Source organism: Klebsiella sp. C283 (assembly GCF_048822555.1).
Classification (GTDB): domain Bacteria; phylum Pseudomonadota; class Gammaproteobacteria; order Enterobacterales; family Enterobacteriaceae; genus Klebsiella; species Klebsiella quasipneumoniae.
The window spans coordinates 544639-561435 of record NZ_JBMEZS010000001.1 but is presented as its reverse complement, the minus strand read 5'-3'; the positions used below and the strand labels follow the sequence as shown (position 1 = coordinate 561435).

The window sequence follows — 16797 nt, the reverse complement described above, 5'->3', positions numbered from 1 at the left end:
TAAAGAAAATTGGTGCGCATTATAGCCAATATGTGCCCTATGTCATAAAGTTATAGGCTTATTTTTGGAACCCGGAGGCAGCGTATGGTAACGCTCTCGCGTCTTTTTATTCATCCCGTTAAATCCATGCGCGGCATGGGCCTGACCCACGCCTTTGCCGATATCAGCGGCCTGGCCTTCGATCGCCTGTTTATGGTCACCGAAACCGACGGCACCTTTATTACCGCCCGTCAGTTTCCGCAAATGGTGAAATTTATTCCGGCGCCGCTGCATGATGGCCTTCACCTGACCGCACCGGACGGCAGCAGCGCCGTGGTGCGTTTTAACGATTTCGCCCCTCAGGCCGAACCGACAGAAGTCTGGGGCAACCATTTTACCGCCCTTATCGCGCCCGCCGCCGTTAATCAGTGGCTCAGCGGCTTTTTCAATCGCGATGTCCAGCTGCGCTGGCTGGGGCCACAGTTAACCCGCCGGGTGAAGCGCCACGATGCGGTACCGCTCTCCTTCGCCGACGGCTACCCTTACCTGCTGGCTAACGAGGCCTCGCTGCGCGACCTGCAGCAGCGCTGCCCGGCAAGCGTAAGCATAGAACAGTTTCGCCCTAATCTCGTGGTCACCGGCGCGGCGGCCTGGGATGAAGACAGCTGGAAAGTGATCCGCGTCGGCGAGGTGGTATTTGACGTCGCCAAGCCGTGCAGCCGCTGCATTTTTACCACCGTCAGTCCGGAGCGCGGGCAGAAGCATCCCAGCGGAGAGCCGCTGGAAACCTTAAAGCGCTTCCGCACCGCGCAGGATAATGGCGATGTCGACTTTGGTCAGAACCTGATTGCCCGTAACAGCGGCGTGATCCGGGTGGGGGATGAAGTGGAAATCATCGCCCGCGGCCCGGCAAAAGCCTACGGCGCCGGCGAAAGCGACGATACCCCGGCTCCCGAGGCGCAGCAGCAGGCCACGGTTGCCATTGAATGGCAGGGTCAACAATTTACCGGCAATAACCAGCAGGTGCTGCTGGAACAACTGGAGCAACAGGGCATTCGCGTACCCTACTCGTGTCGGGCGGGGATCTGCGGCAGCTGCCGCATCCGTCTTGAAGAAGGGGAAGTGAGTCCGTTAAAGAAAAATGCGGTCGCCGGAGATGGCACCATTCTCGCCTGCAGCTGCGTGCCGAAAACGGCCCTGCGCCTGGCGCCTTAAACCGCCTGCCCCAGGCTGTAGCTGACCGCGCTTTGCGCCGGCTGCAGCCTGTCGTTCATGATTTTAATCACATCGCCCAGCTGCATAATGCGGCCGGCAAGCGTGAGACCCGGCTGGGCCAGCAGACAAAGCGCGGCGTTATCGCCCGGCTCCACCACCAGCAAATTGACCTGCTCCCCGGTATCGCTCAGCCAGACGCAGGCCGCGTCGCCGCCGCTCGGCTGCCAGTGATGGGGATGGGCGACGAAGTGCCAGCTTTTCGGCATCTGCGGTTTGAGAAAACGGATCGCGGTTAATGCGTTGAGGACTAATTCCGCCCGCTGCTCTTTCGACAACTCGAAATCGCGGCATTTTTCTTCAAAGGAGAAATAGAGCGCGGCGTCATCGACGCAGAATCCCGATGGGGCAAAAGCGTCCGGGGTCAGCATGCGCCGGGCGAAGCGCGAGCGAAATAACATGCCATTGGCCAGATCGAGCATCATGCGGTCGTGCTCTTCATCGTAATACCAACGCCAGTTATCGTCAGGTTTAATCCGCATTTTTCCCCCTGTCCCCTTTCATACGCCTCTGCAAAGTTGTTGCGACTTGCCGCAGAATATTTTCTAAAATTAAGAAAAGTCTAAAATGTTTAAATAAGCAACAGTGAGGGAATATAAAACAACCAGGGCCGGAAATAAAGCCCTGGGTGGGATTCAGAGGAGGAAAAGATTAGATGTGGGTAACAATTTCTTTAATCAGCGGCGGACCTTTAAAAATAAATCCGGAATAGATCTGCACCAGCGAAGCTCCGGCGGCCATTTTTTCCCGCGCGGCAATCACGGAATCAATGCCGCCCACGCCAATGATAGGCAAGCGGCCATTGAGCTCAGCGGAGAGCATACGGATAATTTCGGTACTTTTTAATTGTAATGGACGACCGCTAAGTCCGCCGGTCTCATCGCAATGTTTCATTCCCTGAACCAGAGAACGATCGAGGGTGGTATTGGTGGCAATCACGCCATCAATATTATGACGCACGAGGCTATCGGCAACCTGGATCAATTCCTCAGGCAAAAGATCCGGCGCGATCTTCACGGCGACCGGAACATATTTTTGATGCTTCTGCTGCAGCTCAAGCTGCTTATTTTTAATACCGGAGAGTAAATCATCGAGCGCTTCGCCGTATTGCAGCGTGCGCAGCCCCGGGGTATTCGGCGAGGAGATATTAATGGCGATATAGCCGGCATAGGGATAGACTTTTTCCATACAAATCAGATAATCATCTTTCCCGTGCTCAACCGGCGTGTCTTTATTTTTGCCGATATTGATGCCCAGCACGCCGTCAAAATGCGCCTTTTTCACGTTCTCAACCAGGTTATCGACGCCATGGTTATTAAAGCCCATGCGGTTGATCAACCCCTCGGCATCCACCAGGCGGAAGATCCTTGGCTTATCGTTGCCCGCCTGGGGACGCGGCGTCACGGTGCCGATCTCAATGGATCCAAAACCCATCGCGCCCAGTGCGTCAATGCATTCCCCGTTTTTATCCAGCCCGGCCGCCAGACCCAGCGGGTTTTTAAAGGTCAGCCCCATGCAGGTGACAGGCCTGGCCGGCACCTTCTGGCGAACCAGTATTTCCAGCGGCGTCCCGGTGACACGGCGTAATTGTTGAAAGGTAACTTCATGAGCGCGCTCAGGATCGAGCTGAAAAAGGGCTTTACGAACGAAGGGGTAGTACATGAACTCTCCTGGATTCCCGGTGTGCAAACCGGGGGCGTATTATGTGCGATCTGTTGCGGAAAGGGAATTGACCTGCGACAAAAAATCCCCCATCAGCGCAAACGATTACCTCCCCCGCGCGCCGTTATGCGCTTTTCGGCTATCTAACGGTGGATAAATCATTTAGGGAAAGAATGGCCCTCTGTCACACTCACTACAAATGTTATCAATTATAGATAAATGCAAACATTTAGTTATAAGGAGAGAGAGATGCGCGTCATTACGCTTGCGGGCAGCCCGCGTTACCCTTCCCGTTCCAGCGCCCTGCTGGAATACGCCAGAGAGACGCTCACCGCCGCCGATATCGAAGTCTGCCACTGGCATCTGCAGAACTTTGCCCCGGAAGACCTCCTGTACGCTCGCTTTGACAACCCGGCGCTGCAGACGCTCAATGAGCAGCTGGCCGGGGCTGACGGACTGATCATCGCCACGCCGGTGTATAAAGCCTCGTTTTCCGGCGCCCTGAAAACGCTGCTCGACCTGCTTCCTGAGCGGGCGCTGGAGGGCAAAATCGTGCTGCCGCTGGCCACCGGCGGCACCATCGCCCACATGCTGGCGGTGGACTACGCCCTGAAGCCGGTGCTGAATGCCCTCAAGGCTCAGGAGATCCTCCATGGCGTCTTCGCTGACGACAGCCAGGTGACCGATTACCAGCACAAGCCGCAGTTTACCCCGAACCTGCAGCGGCGCCTCGATGAAGCCCTGGAGACCTTCTGGCAGGCGCTGCATCGCCCCAGCAGCCGCGCCCCGTCGTTAACGTCTCTGCGTGGGGTGGAACATGCTTAATCCTCTCCGCGCTCTGACCCTCGGCGGGCTGCTGCTGTTCTCCGCCCTGGGCCATGCCGCCCCGGCGGCGCCTGACGCCCTGCGCATCGGCTATCAGAAAGGCAGCGTCAGCATGGTGCTGGCGAAAAGCCATCAGCTGCTGGAGCAGCGCTACCCGCAAACCCATATTTCGTGGATTGAATTCCCGGCCGGTCCGCAGATGCTGGAGGCGCTGAACGTCGGCAGCATCGATATTGGCAGCACTGGCGACATTCCGCCTATCTTTGCGCAGGCGGCCGGCGCCGATCTGGTGTATATCGGTTCGGAACCGCCAAAGCCCAAAGCGGAAGTGATTCTGGTGGCGCAGGGCGGCCCGATTCATAACGTTGCTGAGCTAAAAGGGAAAAAGGTCGCTTTTCAGAAAGGCTCCAGTTCCCACAATCTGCTGCTGCGCGCCCTGCAGCTCGCAGGTTTGAAGTTTAGCGACATTCAGCCGGTCTATCTCGCCCCCGCCGATGCGCGCGCCGCCTTCCAGCAGGGCAATGTCGATGCCTGGGCGATCTGGGATCCGTATTACTCCGCCGCGCTGCTGCAGGGCGGCGCCCGGGTGCTGACCGACGGAACCGACCTGAAACAGACGGGATCCTTCTATCTCGCTTCCCGCCCTTACGCTGAACGCAATGGCGCATTTATTGAGGGCGTACTCGATACCTTTACCCAGGCCGATGCCCTGACCCATAGCCAGCGTGCGCAAAGCATTACGCTGCTGGCAAAAACGATGGGATTACCGGAAGCGGTGATCGCCAGCTATCTGGACCATCGTCCCCCCACCTCAGTGACCCCGGTGAGCGCTGAAACCGCCGCTCGCCAGCAGCAGACGGCCGACCTGTTCTTTGAGAACAAGCTGGTGCCGAAAAAAGTTGATATCCGGGCCCGCATCTGGCAGCCCGCCGCCGCACAAGGAGCGAAATCATGAGTCTGAATATGTTCTGGTTTTTACCGACCCATGGTGATGGTCGTTATCTGGGTACCGAAGAGGGAGCCCGTCCGGTCGATTACGGCTATCTACAGCAAATCGCGCAGACGGCGGATCGGCTGGGATTCACCGGCGTACTGATCCCGACCGGGCGCTCATGCGAAGATGCCTGGCTGGTTGCGGCCTCGATGATCCCGGTAACGCAGCGGCTGAAATTCCTTGTCGCCCTGAGGCCAAGCGTGGTGTCGCCGACGGTGGCCGCGCGCCAGGCGGCGACCCTGGACCGACTGTCGAACGGCCGGGCGCTGTTCAATCTGGTCACCGGCAGCGATCCCGCCGAGCTGGCAGGCGACGGTGTCTTCCTCGACCACACCGAGCGCTATGAGGCCTCGGCTGAATTTACCCATATCTGGCGCAAGCTGATGGAGGGGGAGACTGTCACCTTTAACGGCAAGCATCAGCGCGTTCGCGACGCCAAACTGCTGTTCCCGCCGCTCCAGCAGCCGCGTCCGCCGCTCTATTTCGGCGGATCGTCTGAGGTGGCGCAGGATCTGGCCGCTGAGCAGGTCGATCTCTATCTTACCTGGGGCGAACCGCCGGCCCAGGTGGCAGAGAAGATAGCTCAGGTGCGGGAGAAAGCCGCCCGGCACGGTCGCCGGGTGCGGTTTGGTATCCGCCTGCACGTGATCGTGCGGGAAACCAATGAGGAAGCCTGGCAGGCGGCGGACAGCCTTATCTCCCATCTGGATGATGAGACTATCGCCCGCGCCCAGGCGGCCTTCGCCAGAACCGACTCCGTCGGCCAACAGCGGATGGCGGCACTGCACAATGGTCGACGCGATAAGCTGGAAATCAGCCCCAACCTGTGGGCTGGCGTCGGTTTAGCGCGCGGCGGCGCCGGGACCGCGCTGGTGGGCGATGCCGCTACCGTTGCCGAACGGATCAATGAATACGCCGCGCTGGGTATCGATAGCTTTATCTTCTCCGGCTATCCGCATCTGGAAGAGGCGTATCGGGTCGGCGAGCTGCTGTTCCCGCTGCTCGACGTCGCGGTGCCGTCTGTTCCGCAGCCGCACAACCTGCGTCTGCAGGGGGAAGCCGTCGCTAACGAGTTTATCCCGCGTAAAGTGGCGCAGAGCTGAGGAGGCACTGATGGCAAAATCAACCCATCCCCTGTTGTTACGCCTTGCCCCCTGGCTGCTGCCGGTGGGAACGGTCATTGTCTGGCAGCTGGCGTCGTCCGTCGGCTGGCTGTCGACGCGGGTGCTGCCCTCGCCGGAGGGCGTATTGAAAGCGTTCTGGACGCTCTCGGCCAGCGGTGAGCTGTGGCAGCATCTGGCCATTAGCTCGTGGCGGGCGCTGGTCGGCTTCGCCATCGGCGGTTCCATTGGACTGGTGCTCGGCCTGATCAGCGGTCTGTCACGCTGGGGCGAGCGCCTGCTGGACACGTCGATCCAGATGCTGCGCAATGTGCCGCACCTGGCGCTGATCCCACTGGTGATCTTGTGGTTCGGTATCGATGAGACCGCCAAGATCTTCCTCGTATCGCTGGGCACCCTGTTCCCGATCTATATCAATACCTGGCACGGGATCCGCAATATCGACCGTGGGCTGGTGGAGATGGCGCGCAGCTATGGTTTATCCGGCTTTGCTCTTTTCCGTCACGTGATTTTACCCGGCGCCCTGCCCTCGATTATGGTCGGCGTGCGTTTTGCCCTCGGTCTGATGTGGCTGACGCTTATTGTCGCCGAAACCATTTCGGCGAACGCCGGTATCGGCTACCTGGCGATGAATGCCCGTGAATTCCTGCAAACCGACGTGGTGGTGGTCGCCATCATTCTTTACGCCATTCTTGGCAAACTGGCCGACGTCAGCGCCCAGCTGCTGGAGCGGCTCTGGCTGCGCTGGAACCCGGCGTATCATCTTCAGGAGGCTAACGCATGAACACTGCCCGTCTGAACCCAGGTATCCCGCTGCTGCTGAACGGGGTGACTAAACGCTATGGCGACAACACCATTCTTAACGAGCTGAATCTGCATATCCCCAGCGGCCAGTTTGTGGCGGTGGTGGGCCGCAGCGGCGGCGGCAAAAGCACCCTGCTGCGCCTGCTGGCGGGCCTGGAAAAGCCGAATGCCGGCGAGCTGCTGGCAGGCGCGACGCCGCTGGCGGCGATCCAGGACGACACCCGGATGATGTTTCAGGATGCGCGCCTGCTGCCGTGGAAAACGGTGATTGATAACGTGGGGCTGGGGTTAAAAGGCGCCTGGCGCGACGCCGCCCTGCAGGCGTTGGCCAGCGTCGGACTCGAGAGCCGCGCGCAGGAGTGGCCGGCGGCGCTATCGGGCGGGCAGAAGCAGCGCGTTGCGCTGGCCCGCGCGCTGATCCATCGCCCGCGCCTGCTGCTGCTGGACGAGCCGCTGGGAGCCCTAGACGCCCTCACCCGTCTGGAGATGCAGGAGCTGATCGTCTCCCTGTGGCAGGAGCATGGCTTTACGGTCCTGCTGGTGACCCACGACGTCAGCGAAGCCGTGGCGATGGCCGACCGGGTGCTGTTGATTGAAGAGAAGAAGATCGGTCTCGATTTGAACGTGGATATTCCGCGACCGCGGCGCACCGGTTCGGCGAAGCTGGCCGAGCTGGAGGCGGAGGTGCTGGATCGGGTGATGAAACGCGGCAAGAGCGAGAGCGCACCGCGTTTGTTTAGTCATGGCTAACTAACGTCCCCGGCCCGCGCTTCGCTCGGCCGGGCTACCAAATCGCACAGCGCTGTAGCCCCGGTAAGCAAGAGCGCAACCGGGGATTTTGCCACCGTTACGCCAGCGCCTTACTGATTTTCTCGTACAGATCGCCTGAGAGATCCTTCAGCCCTTTCAACTGCTCCAGCGCGGCGCGCATCAGCGCCTGGCGTTTCTCATCATAACGCTTCAGACGAATCAACGGCTCAATCAGTCGCGATGCGACCTGCGGGTTGCGCTGGTTAAGCTCCGTCAGCATCTCCACCAGGAACTGGTAGCCGCTGCCGTCTTCAGCATGGAACGCCGCCGGGTTGCTGCTGGCGAAAGCGCCGATGAGCGACCGCACGCGGTTCGGGTTGCTCATGCTGAACGAACGATGGTTCAGCAGACCGCGTACCGTTTCGACCACATTGGCCGCCGGACTGGTGGACTGCAGGATAAACCACTTGTCCATCACCAGGCCGTCCTGATGCCATTTATCGTCATACTCCTGCATCAGCGCATCGCGGCACGGCAGCTCAGCGGCAACCGCCGCCGACAGCGCGGCCAGCGCGTCGGTCATGTTATCCGCCTGGTGATACTGCGCCGCCACCAGCTTATCGCCCAGCGTCGGCTCTGCGAACGCCAGATAGCGCAGGCAGGTATTGCGCAGGGTTCGCTTACCGATATCGGCGTGCTCCACCCGGTAGCTGTCGAGCTTATTGGCGTTATATACCGCGAGGAATTCGTCCGCCAGCTCGTTCGCCAGGGTGCGGGTGAGCGCCTCGCGCACGGTGGCGATGGCGATAGGATCGATAATGGCGAACATCTCGGCGATTTCGTTGGCCGACGGCAGGGTTAAGATCTCGGCGGCGAGCGCCGGGTCAATCTTCTCATCGAGCAGAATCGCGCGGAAGGCGTCCGCCACGTGCACCGGCAGCGACAGCGGCTGTCCCTGCTGATGACGGTTGACGTTCAGCTTGATGTAGGTCGCCAGCAGACTCTGCGCCGCATCCCAGCGCGAGAAATCATTCCGCGCATGGCGCATCAGGAAGGTCAGCTGCTGATCGCTCCACTTGTATTCCAGTTTCACCGGTGCTGAAAACTCGCACAGCAGGGCCGGGACCGGCTGGAAATAGACATTATCAAAGACGAAGGTCTGCTCAGCCTGGGTCACATTAAGCACCGGGTGCAGCGGATGACCGCCCTTCTGCAGGGGGATCACCTTACCTTCGTTATCGTACAGCTCGATGGCAAACGGAATATGCAGCGGCTGTTTCTCAGCCTGCTCGGCAGTCGGCGGCGTGCGCTGGCTGATGGTCAGCGTATACTGCTCGGTTTCCGGGTTATAGTCGTCGTGGACGGTCACAATCGGCGTACCGGACTGGCTGTACCAGCGGCGGAAGTGCGACAGGTCGACGTTGGAAGCATCTTCCATCGCCTGGACGAAATCGTCGCAGGTGGCGGCGCTGCCGTCATGACGTTCGAAATATAGCTGCATCCCTTTCTGGAAGTTTTCTTCACCCAGCAGCGTGTGCAGCATGCGGATCACTTCGGCACCCTTTTCATAGACCGTCAGGGTATAGAAGTTATTCATCTCGATAACCCTATCCGGGCGGATCGGGTGCGCCATCGGGCTGGCGTCTTCGGCAAACTGCAGCCCGCGCATGGTGCGCACGTTGTTAATGCGGTTCACCGCCCGCGAGCCGAGGTCGGAACTGAACTCCTGATCGCGGAACACGGTCAGCCCCTCTTTCAGGCTGAGCTGGAACCAGTCGCGACAGGTGACGCGGTTGCCGGTCCAGTTATGGAAATACTCATGGCCAATCACCCGCTCGATATCGAGGTAGTCTTTATCGGTGGCAGTGTCGGTGCGGGCCAGGACATATTTGGAGTTAAAGACGTTCAGCCCTTTGTTTTCCATCGCTCCCATATTGAAGAAGTCGACGGCGACAATCATATAGATGTCGAGGTCGTACTCGAGGCCAAAGCGCTCCTCATCCCATTTCATGGAGTTTTTCAGCGAGGTCATCGCCCACGGCGCGCGGTCGAGGTTACCGCGGTCGACGTACAATTCCAGCGCCACTTCACGCCCGGAGCGGGTGGTAAAAGTGTCGCGCAGGACGTCGAAATCACCGGCCACCAGCGCAAACAGGTAGCACGGCTTCGGGAAGGGATCCTGCCACTGTACCCAGTGACGACCGTTCTCCAGTTCCCCTTCCGCCATCCGGTTGCCGTTGGAGAGCAGGAACGGATATTTGGCTTTATCGGCGATAATTTTGGTGGTAAAGCGCGCCAGCACATCCGGACGGTCCAGGTACCAGGTGATATGGCGGAAACCTTCCGCTTCACACTGGGTGCACAGCGCTTCGCCTGACTGATACAGGCCTTCCAGCGCGGTGTTCGCCGCCGGGCTGATCTCATTGACGATGGTCAGGGTGAAATGCTCCGGCAGGCCGCCGATCACCAGCTGATTGTTTTCTTCTTTATAGTCACTCCACGGCTGGCCGTTCACCTGCAGAGCGATCAGGGTCAGATCTTCGCCGTCCAGGCGCAATGGCACATCAGACGCAGCCGCATGGCGGGAGACCTTGCTCTCGGCCGTAACAACGGTTTTTGCGGCATCCAGGTCAAAGGTCAAATCGATATCGCTAATCAGATACTCCGGCGCACGATAGTCGTGGCGGTATTTGGCTTGGGGCTGTTGTGTCATAAAAAACCTTTAGCATCTTCGGTAAAGTGTCGTCCCAGTCTATTCCTGTTGTGTCAATCGCGCTATGCAGAATCTTCATCTTTTCAACGTGAAACACGAAAATCGCTACATTTTGTTAACACTCGCGGCACGAATTGCCCTCGACCCGACGCAAAGCTTGTGGTGTGATCCATGTTCAATATATTAAACTAGGCCTCGCAAATGACCGTCAGCGTCGCCATCGCTCGCCATCGCGGGACAGAGCCGGGTAATAAAGGTATACTCCGCCTCCTTTTTCCGCGTTGGTTTCGATGGAACGCTCCAGTGAGAGGATGCTACTGCGCACCATGACACAATTCACTTCTCCTGTACTGCATTCGCTGCTTGATACGGATGCCTACAAGCTGCACATGCAGCAGGCTGTCTTCCACCGCTACGGCGATGTACATGTGGCGGCGGAGTTTCGCTGCCGTGGAGACGACCTGCTCGGCATTTATGCCGACGCGATCCGCGAGCAGGTGGAGTCCATGCGCGACCTGAGGCTGCGGGATGATGAATATCGCTGGCTGTCCACCCTTCCCTTTTTTCGCCAGGATTACCTCGACTGGCTGCGCGATTTTCGCTATGACCCGCGCCAGGTCACGGTCGCCAATGACAACGGCAAGCTGAACATTCGCCTCACCGGCCCGTGGCGGGAAGCCATCATGTGGGAAGTCCCCCTGCTGGCGGTGATAAGCGAGCTGGTCCATCGCTACCGTTCACCCGACATGGGCGTTGAACAAGCGCTAAACGCGCTGGAGCATAAGCTAGGCGACTTCGCCACCATGACCGCTGACCTCGATATGAGCGCCTTCCGCCTGATGGATTTCGGCACCCGCCGTCGTTTTTCACGCGATGTACAGGAAGCCATTGTGCAACGCCTGCAGCAGGAGCCATGGTTTGTCGGCACCAGCAACTACGATCTGGCGCGCCGTCTGAACTTAACCCCGATGGGCACCCAGGCCCATGAGTGGTTCCAGGCCCACCAGCAGATCAGCCCGAACCTGGCCAGCAGCCAGCGGGCGGCCCTCGCCGCCTGGCTGGAAGAGTATCCTGACCAGCTGGGCATCGCGCTGACCGACTGCATCACCATGGATGCGTTCCTGCGCGATTTCGGTCCGGAGTTCGCCACCCGCTATCAGGGTTTGCGCCACGACTCCGGCGACCCGGTGGAATGGGGTGAAAAAGCCATCGCCCATTACCAGAAGCTGGGCATCGATCCGCTGAGCAAAGTGCTGGTCTTCTCCGATAATCTCGACCTGGCGAAAGCCGTCGACCTGTATCGCCACTTCGCCTCGCGGGTGAAGCTGAGCTTTGGTATTGGTACCCGTTTAACCTGCGATCTGCCGCAGGTTAAACCGCTCAATATCGTGATTAAGCTGGTGGAATGTAACGGCAAGCCGGTGGCGAAACTCTCCGACAGCCCGGGGAAAACCATCTGCCACGATAAGGCCTTCGTCCGCGCCCTGCGCGAGGCGTTCGACCTGCCGCCGATTAAAAAGGCGAGCTAAAAAACATGGCCCGACGGCATTCTGCTATCGGGCCAATCAATATCACTCCTGCGGCAGACGGGTTCTGACGACCTCGGCAAAATACTCCGCGCCAGTTAGCAATATCTCATCATTAAAGTCGTAGCAGGCATTATGCAACGGTGTATTGCCCTGAGCATCTGAACCATCGCCGTTGCCTAAAAAGATGAAACAGCCGGGGATTTTTTGCAGAAAAGCGCCAAAATCCTCCGAAATCATCATCTGTGCGACGTTGCCGTCCACCTTCTCAGCCCCTACCACGTTAATCGCAGCGGTGACCGCCACATCAACGCATTTCTGCCAGTTCACCGTTGGCGCAAATTCATGGGTATAGCTGAACTGGCACCTCGCACCGTGCATCGCGCAAATTGCTTCGCTAATGGTACGCATTCGTTCTTCGAGCAGCATCTGCACCTCCGGTACAAAGCTGCGCGTATCCCCTTTGATTTCAACATGCGTCGGAATCGCATTGCGGATGCCGTCGGTGTGCAGTTCAGTACAGGAAATGACCGCTGGCACGTTCGGATCAACATTTCGCGAAACAATTGTCTGCAAAGCCAGGATGATTTCCGCCGCAATTACCAGCGGATCTTTCGCCATATGCGGCCGCGCCGCATGCGCTCCCTGCCCTTGAATACGAATAATAAAGTTATCTTCACTGGCCATAATGCCACCGACTCGCGTGGCGATAGTCCCGGCTTTCATACCCGGCATATTATGCAGACCGTAGATTTCCTCAATGCCAAAGCGTTCAATAACGCCATCGTCCATCATCGCTCTGGCGCCATAGCCAGGCTCCTCAGCAGGCTGAAAAACAAAGATGACCGTGCCGTTAAAATTCTGCCGCTGCAATAGCAACTGCGCCGCGCCCAATGCAATGCAGGTATGACCATCATGCCCGCAGCCGTGCATCCGATCGGCGGTCATGGAGCGGTAAGACCGGTCTCCCTGTTCGGTCAATTGAATGGCATCAATATCGGCACGAATAGCGATAACGCCCTTGCCGTCGCCGCATTTCAATCTCCCCACTACCCCGGTTTTGCCAATATCGCGGTGTACCTCAATGCCCATGGCCTCGAGCTTTTCGGCAATAAACCGTGAAGTATTCTGCTCTTCGAAGGCGCTTTCCGGATGGGCATGCAAATAGTGACGCCAGGCGATAAGCTGCTGCTTTAACTGTTGCTGATTCATTCTCTGCTCCTGTAAACATTAGTCCATACGCTGGGCGCGCTGTAAAACCACCTGCAGCAGCACATTGGCGCCAGCAATCAGGTCTTTGGCCGCACTGTGTTCTTTGACGTTGTGACTGATGCCATCAACGCAGGGGACAAAAATCATCCCGGCTGGACATACCGACGCCATAAATTGTGCATCGTGTCCAGCGCCGCTTGGCAAACGTCGGTAACTGAGCGCCTGACGCTCCGCCTCGGCTTCCACCGCATTGACGATCTCATCGGCAAAAATGACCGGTTCAAAGCGCACCAGTGAGCGGCTGGTTATCTCCACGCCCTCTTCCTGCGACGTTTTTGCAACAAATTCTGCCAGTTGCTGCTCCGCCAGACATAAGATCGCATTATCGGTATTGCGAAGATCCACTGACATAACGACATGGTTGGGAATGACGTTGATCAGATTAGGCTTCACGCTGAAATGCCCAACGGTAGCTACCTGATCACCACCAAGGCTTAGCGCCAGCTCACGGGCAAAAACAGCGATTTTCGCAGCCGCCAGCCCGGCATCGCGTCTCATGGACATTGGGGTAGTACCCGCATGATTCGATACGCCTCGCAGGGTAAATTCCTGCCACGAAATACCCTGTACGCCGGTAACAACGCCAATATCAATTTGCTCTTTATCAAGAATCGGTCCCTGTTCAATATGCAGCTCAACGTAGCTATCTACCGCCATATCTCCCGGCTGACGTTCGCCCTTATAACCAATGCTACGCAGCGCTTCATCGAGCGTGATACCGTCGAGATCTTTTGCCGCGAGCGCCTGCGCCAACGGATACTCGCCGGCAAACACCACGCTGCCCATCATATCGGGCTGAAATCGCACCCCCTCCTCGTTAGTAAAGAAGGTTACCGCCAACGGTCGTCGGGGGCGGATCCCGGCATCCTGGAGGGTGGCAATCACCTCAAGGCCGGCCATAACGCCGTAGTTGCCATCGTATAACCCACCGGTAGCGACGGTATCGATATGTGACCCCATCATCACCATCGGCAACGTCTCCTCGCCGTGATAAACACCGGTGACATTACCGATAGCATCAATAGACACACTCAGGCCCAGGGCCTTCATGCGGGCTACAACAAAGTCCCTGCCGGCTTTATCTTCGGCCGTCGCTGCCAGGCGGCATACGCCGCCGCCTTCCAGCGCACCATATTCGCCAAGCGCATACAGGGAATCGATAAGCCGTTGGCCGTTAATCTGCAGAAAATGACTCATAAAACATCTCGCTAGTGATGGTGGTTATTGGAACATGCCGTAAAAAATGGCAGAGACGGTGATAAGCCCGATCAGGGTGACGAAAACGTTGCTCGCTTTACCGCGCCAGGGGGCAAGCACCGGTAATTTATGAATGGCGTACATAGGCAACAGCAGAAGAATTGCCGCCCCGGTGGGACCGCTGATGCATTCGATAATACCGAGGATACTGGGGTTCTTGTACGCGGCGAACCAGCAGGTAAACACCATAAACACCAGGATGACCGCGTCGACGAGGCGAATGCCAGGTTTTTTCCCGCGTGCGGCGGCGGCCTCCAGAATCAGGTCGCGCAGCGATTCATAGGCGCCGATGTAGTGGCCAAGAAATGATTTAGTAATAGCGACAAAGGCGATAATCGGCGATAGCCAGGCAATAATCGGTGTATCGTACTGATTGGCCAGATAGGACAAAATCGACAGATTCTGGGCTTTGGCTTCCGCCAGTTGCTGCGGCGACAGGCTTAACACGCAGCTGAGAACAAAAAACAGCACCACCACCGTCATGAGCAGGATACCGTAGCGCTGGATCTGCGCGCATTTCCCCTCAGCGAGCGCCAGACCGTAACGCTGCTTCTGGCGCACCACCATCGGCGAAATGATGGGATAGTGGTTAAACGACATCACCAGTACCGGGAAGGTCATCCAGAGGGATAACATGATCCCCTGCCCATCGCCTGTGGCGCTGAAGCTTGCGGTTTGCAAAATTGCGCCGTTCCAGTGCGGAATCAGAAAAGTGCCATAAAAATAAGCGAGATAATGAAGGGATAAACCAGGGTGCTCATCACCCGCATTATCAAACGCTGTCCAAAACGGACGATAAACATCAGCCCGAGGATCAGAACGATGGCCACCAGCGACCGGGGAGGCTCGGCCATTGCCAACTGGTGGGTGATAAAGCTCTGCGCGGTGTTGGTGATTGCCACCGCATACATAATCAAAATGGTATAGACGGCGAAGAAATAGATGACGGTAAACACTTTTCCCGCCAGCGCGCCAAAATGCTCGCCAATAACATCGGTAATACTGCTTTCCGGCGTATTGGAAGAGTAAATGAATCTCGCCAGACCGCGGTGAGCCAGATAAGTAATAGGAAAAGCGAGGACAAAAACAATCAGCAGCGGCCAGAAGCCGCCAATTCCGGCATTAATCGGCAGAAACAGCACCCCGGCGCCAATTGCGGTACCGAAAAGGCCAAGGACCCAAACGGTATCTTCGCTATGCCACTTTGCGGGATCGGAACATCCTTTATTGATAATTATATTTTCAGTATTCATCGGTCAGGTTCTCTCTGTGCATGACGCGAAAGCGCGTTTGTTTTCGTTATGAGTCAGAACGCTTGTCACACCGAGGGCTCGTAGGGTAGGTAAGATGGCCCCCTTGTTATTGTCGATAGCGCTCAACCATTACGGCCAAACCAGACGATGTCTTCATAGACATCGGGTGATGTATCTCCTTCCGTGCTGATTAACAGAACCTGTGCATCGGCATTCAGGCGCAGAGATTCGGCAAGCTCGCGATACTCCGGCTGAGTCATCAGCGCGTAAAGCACGCCAGTGCCGATAGCGCCGGATTCCCCGGAGACAAAAGGTTCGTCAGTACCTGGTCGCGGAGCGGCCAGCAGGCGCATGCCATTGACGGCCAGACAATCGTCGGCGGAAATAAAACAGGTGGCATGGTCGCGGAGCATTGGCCAGCTGGTGATATTAGGTTCACCACAGGCAAGCCCGGCCATCAGGGTTGACATATCCCCGCCGACGCTGTGCGGCAGCCCGTCATTAATGGTTGCCGAGCGATACAGGCAGTTCGCCTTGTGCGGCTCAACGATGATGATGGTGGGAGCCTGCTGCTGCATCTTTTCGATGAAATATCCCATGATGCTGCCGGCAAACGACCCGACACCGGCTTGTAAAAACAGATGCGTCGGCATCGGCGCCCCGCTTTCTACCAATTGCTGCCAGATTTCAACAGCGAGGGTCATATAGCCTTGCATGATCCATGTGGGGATCTGCTCGTAGCCCTGCCAGGCGGTATCCTGGAGTAAAACCCATCCCTGCTCGCGCGCGGTTTTGGCCGCCAGCCGAACTGTGTCGTCGTAGTTCAGTTCAGTAATCGTGCATTCGGCGCCATGCCGGCGAATATTCTGCGCGCGTACCGGTGACGAGCCCTTTGGCATATACACCACCGCACGCAGCCCAAGCTGCTCAGCCGCCCACGCCACGCCACGTCCATGGTTACCGTCGGTAGCAGTCACAAATACGATGTCCTTGATACGCGCCTTAATCGCTGGTGAATTAAGCTCGGCAAAGCTCAACGTAGTAATATCTCGCTCAAGCAGAGCGGCGAGATATTTCCCCATCGCATAAGATCCGCCTAATCCTTTAAACGCATTCAAACCGAATCGCTGGGCTTCATCTTTTATATGGATCGACCCCAGGCCCAGCCGCTGGCTTAAAATTTCCAGCTTACGCAGCGGCGTGACCCGGTAATCAGGAAATTTTTGATGGAATGCCAGCACTTCGTTCCCCACGCTTTCATTGAGCAGACTCAAGTCTGCTCCCTGGCCATAGGGCTGCCGCCGGGCGTTGAGTTGAAATTTAATTGTGTCCACTATTCAGGCACCTCTATTTTCATATCGTCCTGGGA

At 57.6% G+C, this 16797-nt stretch carries 13 protein-coding genes and 1 pseudogene; 7 read left to right on the top strand and 7 right to left on the bottom strand.

Annotated elements, in window-relative coordinates; translation table 11 throughout:
* The first annotated feature begins 84 nt into the window (after nt 1-84).
* Complete coding sequence (locus ACOI7Z_RS02560) at nt 85-1194, top strand: YcbX family protein (protein ID WP_087849029.1); 1110 nt, start codon at nt 85-87, stop codon at nt 1192-1194.
* On the opposite strand, the gene zapC is transcribed toward ACOI7Z_RS02560, so the two are convergent.
* Both zapC and pyrD read right to left on the bottom strand, forming a co-directional pair.
* Nucleotides 1191-1733, bottom strand: a complete 543-nt coding sequence (zapC, locus tag ACOI7Z_RS02555) for a cell division protein ZapC (RefSeq protein WP_087849030.1) — start codon at nt 1731-1733, stop codon at nt 1191-1193. The genes ACOI7Z_RS02560 and zapC overlap by 4 nt on opposite strands.
* A 169-nt stretch (nt 1734-1902) precedes the next feature.
* Entirely contained in the window at nt 1903-2913 is a 1011-nt protein-coding gene (pyrD, locus tag ACOI7Z_RS02550; protein WP_087849031.1) for a quinone-dependent dihydroorotate dehydrogenase, read from the bottom strand.
* Nucleotides 2914-3162: 249 nt separating this feature from the next.
* Between pyrD and ssuE the strand changes: the two genes are divergently transcribed.
* The 5 genes from ssuE to ssuB are packed head-to-tail and all read left to right on the top strand — an operon-like array spanning nt 3163 to nt 7407.
* Entirely contained in the window at nt 3163-3738 is a 576-nt protein-coding gene (gene ssuE, locus ACOI7Z_RS02545; protein ID WP_004201416.1) for an NADPH-dependent FMN reductase, read from the top strand.
* Nucleotides 3731-4693, top strand: a complete 963-nt coding sequence (locus ACOI7Z_RS02540) for a sulfonate ABC transporter substrate-binding protein (protein WP_087849032.1) — start codon at nt 3731-3733, stop codon at nt 4691-4693. The genes ssuE and ACOI7Z_RS02540 overlap by 8 nt, the downstream gene beginning before the upstream one ends.
* Complete coding sequence (gene ssuD / locus ACOI7Z_RS02535) at nt 4690-5835, top strand: FMNH2-dependent alkanesulfonate monooxygenase (protein ID WP_023289041.1); 1146 nt, start codon at nt 4690-4692, stop codon at nt 5833-5835. The genes ACOI7Z_RS02540 and ssuD overlap by 4 nt, the downstream gene beginning before the upstream one ends.
* A gap of 10 nt (nt 5836-5845) precedes the next feature.
* Complete coding sequence (gene ssuC, locus ACOI7Z_RS02530; protein ID WP_004201413.1) at nt 5846-6637, top strand: aliphatic sulfonate ABC transporter permease SsuC; 792 nt, start codon at nt 5846-5848, stop codon at nt 6635-6637.
* Nucleotides 6634-7407 carry an aliphatic sulfonates ABC transporter ATP-binding protein gene (gene ssuB, locus ACOI7Z_RS02525; protein WP_087849033.1) on the top strand — a complete coding sequence of 258 codons (774 nt, stop codon included), beginning with the start codon at nt 6634-6636 and terminating at the stop codon, nt 7405-7407. Before ssuC ends, ssuB begins: the two co-directional genes overlap by 4 nt.
* A gap of 97 nt (nt 7408-7504) precedes the next feature.
* Here ssuB and pepN read toward each other — a convergent pair whose 3' ends face one another.
* Nucleotides 7505-10120: an aminopeptidase N gene (pepN, locus tag ACOI7Z_RS02520; RefSeq protein ID WP_048297170.1), complete on the bottom strand. Its 2616-nt coding sequence runs from the start codon at nt 10118-10120 to the stop codon at nt 7505-7507.
* A gap of 326 nt (nt 10121-10446) precedes the next feature.
* Here pepN and pncB point away from each other — a divergent pair, with 326 nt between their 5' ends.
* A complete protein-coding gene (pncB, locus tag ACOI7Z_RS02515; protein ID WP_087849034.1) occupies nt 10447-11649 on the top strand; it encodes a nicotinate phosphoribosyltransferase in 1203 nt (400 codons plus the stop codon).
* 42 nt (nt 11650-11691) lie between these two features.
* Here pncB and ACOI7Z_RS02510 read toward each other — a convergent pair whose 3' ends face one another.
* From ACOI7Z_RS02510 to dpaL, 4 genes and pseudogenes are all read right to left on the bottom strand, one after another.
* Nucleotides 11692-12858, bottom strand: coding sequence for a M20 aminoacylase family protein (locus ACOI7Z_RS02510; protein ID WP_044521930.1), 1167 nt, complete (start codon nt 12856-12858; stop codon nt 11692-11694).
* Between the two features lie 18 nt (nt 12859-12876).
* On the bottom strand, nt 12877-14115 hold the full coding sequence (locus ACOI7Z_RS02505; protein ID WP_080901301.1) for a Zn-dependent hydrolase: 1239 nt from the start codon (nt 14113-14115) through the stop codon (nt 12877-12879).
* A gap of 24 nt (nt 14116-14139) precedes the next feature.
* Nucleotides 14140-15428: pseudogene (locus tag ACOI7Z_RS02500) on the bottom strand (aromatic amino acid transport family protein).
* A gap of 122 nt (nt 15429-15550) precedes the next feature.
* Entirely contained in the window at nt 15551-16762 is a 1212-nt protein-coding gene (gene dpaL / locus ACOI7Z_RS02495) for a diaminopropionate ammonia-lyase (RefSeq protein WP_087849035.1), read from the bottom strand.
* Nucleotides 16763-16797: the final 35 nt, after the last annotated feature.

What these genes read in the sequence shown, in the direction of transcription:
- ACOI7Z_RS02560 (WP_087849029.1), top strand. Translation starts at nt 85, where the DNA reads ATGGTAACGCTCTCGCGTCTTTTTATTCATCCCGTTAAATCCATGCGC.
- zapC (WP_087849030.1), bottom strand. Translation starts at nt 1,733, where the DNA reads ATGCGGATTAAACCTGACGATAACTGGCGTTGGTATTACGATGAAGAG.
- pyrD (WP_087849031.1), bottom strand. Translation starts at nt 2,913, where the DNA reads ATGTACTACCCCTTCGTTCGTAAAGCCCTTTTTCAGCTCGATCCTGAG.
- ssuE (WP_004201416.1), top strand. Translation starts at nt 3,163, where the DNA reads ATGCGCGTCATTACGCTTGCGGGCAGCCCGCGTTACCCTTCCCGTTCC.
- ACOI7Z_RS02540 (WP_087849032.1), top strand. Translation starts at nt 3,731, where the DNA reads ATGCTTAATCCTCTCCGCGCTCTGACCCTCGGCGGGCTGCTGCTGTTC.
- ssuD (WP_023289041.1), top strand. Translation starts at nt 4,690, where the DNA reads ATGAGTCTGAATATGTTCTGGTTTTTACCGACCCATGGTGATGGTCGT.
- ssuC (WP_004201413.1), top strand. Translation starts at nt 5,846, where the DNA reads ATGGCAAAATCAACCCATCCCCTGTTGTTACGCCTTGCCCCCTGGCTG.
- ssuB (WP_087849033.1), top strand. Translation starts at nt 6,634, where the DNA reads ATGAACACTGCCCGTCTGAACCCAGGTATCCCGCTGCTGCTGAACGGG.
- pepN (WP_048297170.1), bottom strand. Translation starts at nt 10,120, where the DNA reads ATGACACAACAGCCCCAAGCCAAATACCGCCACGACTATCGTGCGCCG.
- pncB (WP_087849034.1), top strand. Translation starts at nt 10,447, where the DNA reads ATGACACAATTCACTTCTCCTGTACTGCATTCGCTGCTTGATACGGAT.
- ACOI7Z_RS02510 (WP_044521930.1), bottom strand. Translation starts at nt 12,858, where the DNA reads ATGAATCAGCAACAGTTAAAGCAGCAGCTTATCGCCTGGCGTCACTAT.
- ACOI7Z_RS02505 (WP_080901301.1), bottom strand. Translation starts at nt 14,115, where the DNA reads ATGAGTCATTTTCTGCAGATTAACGGCCAACGGCTTATCGATTCCCTG.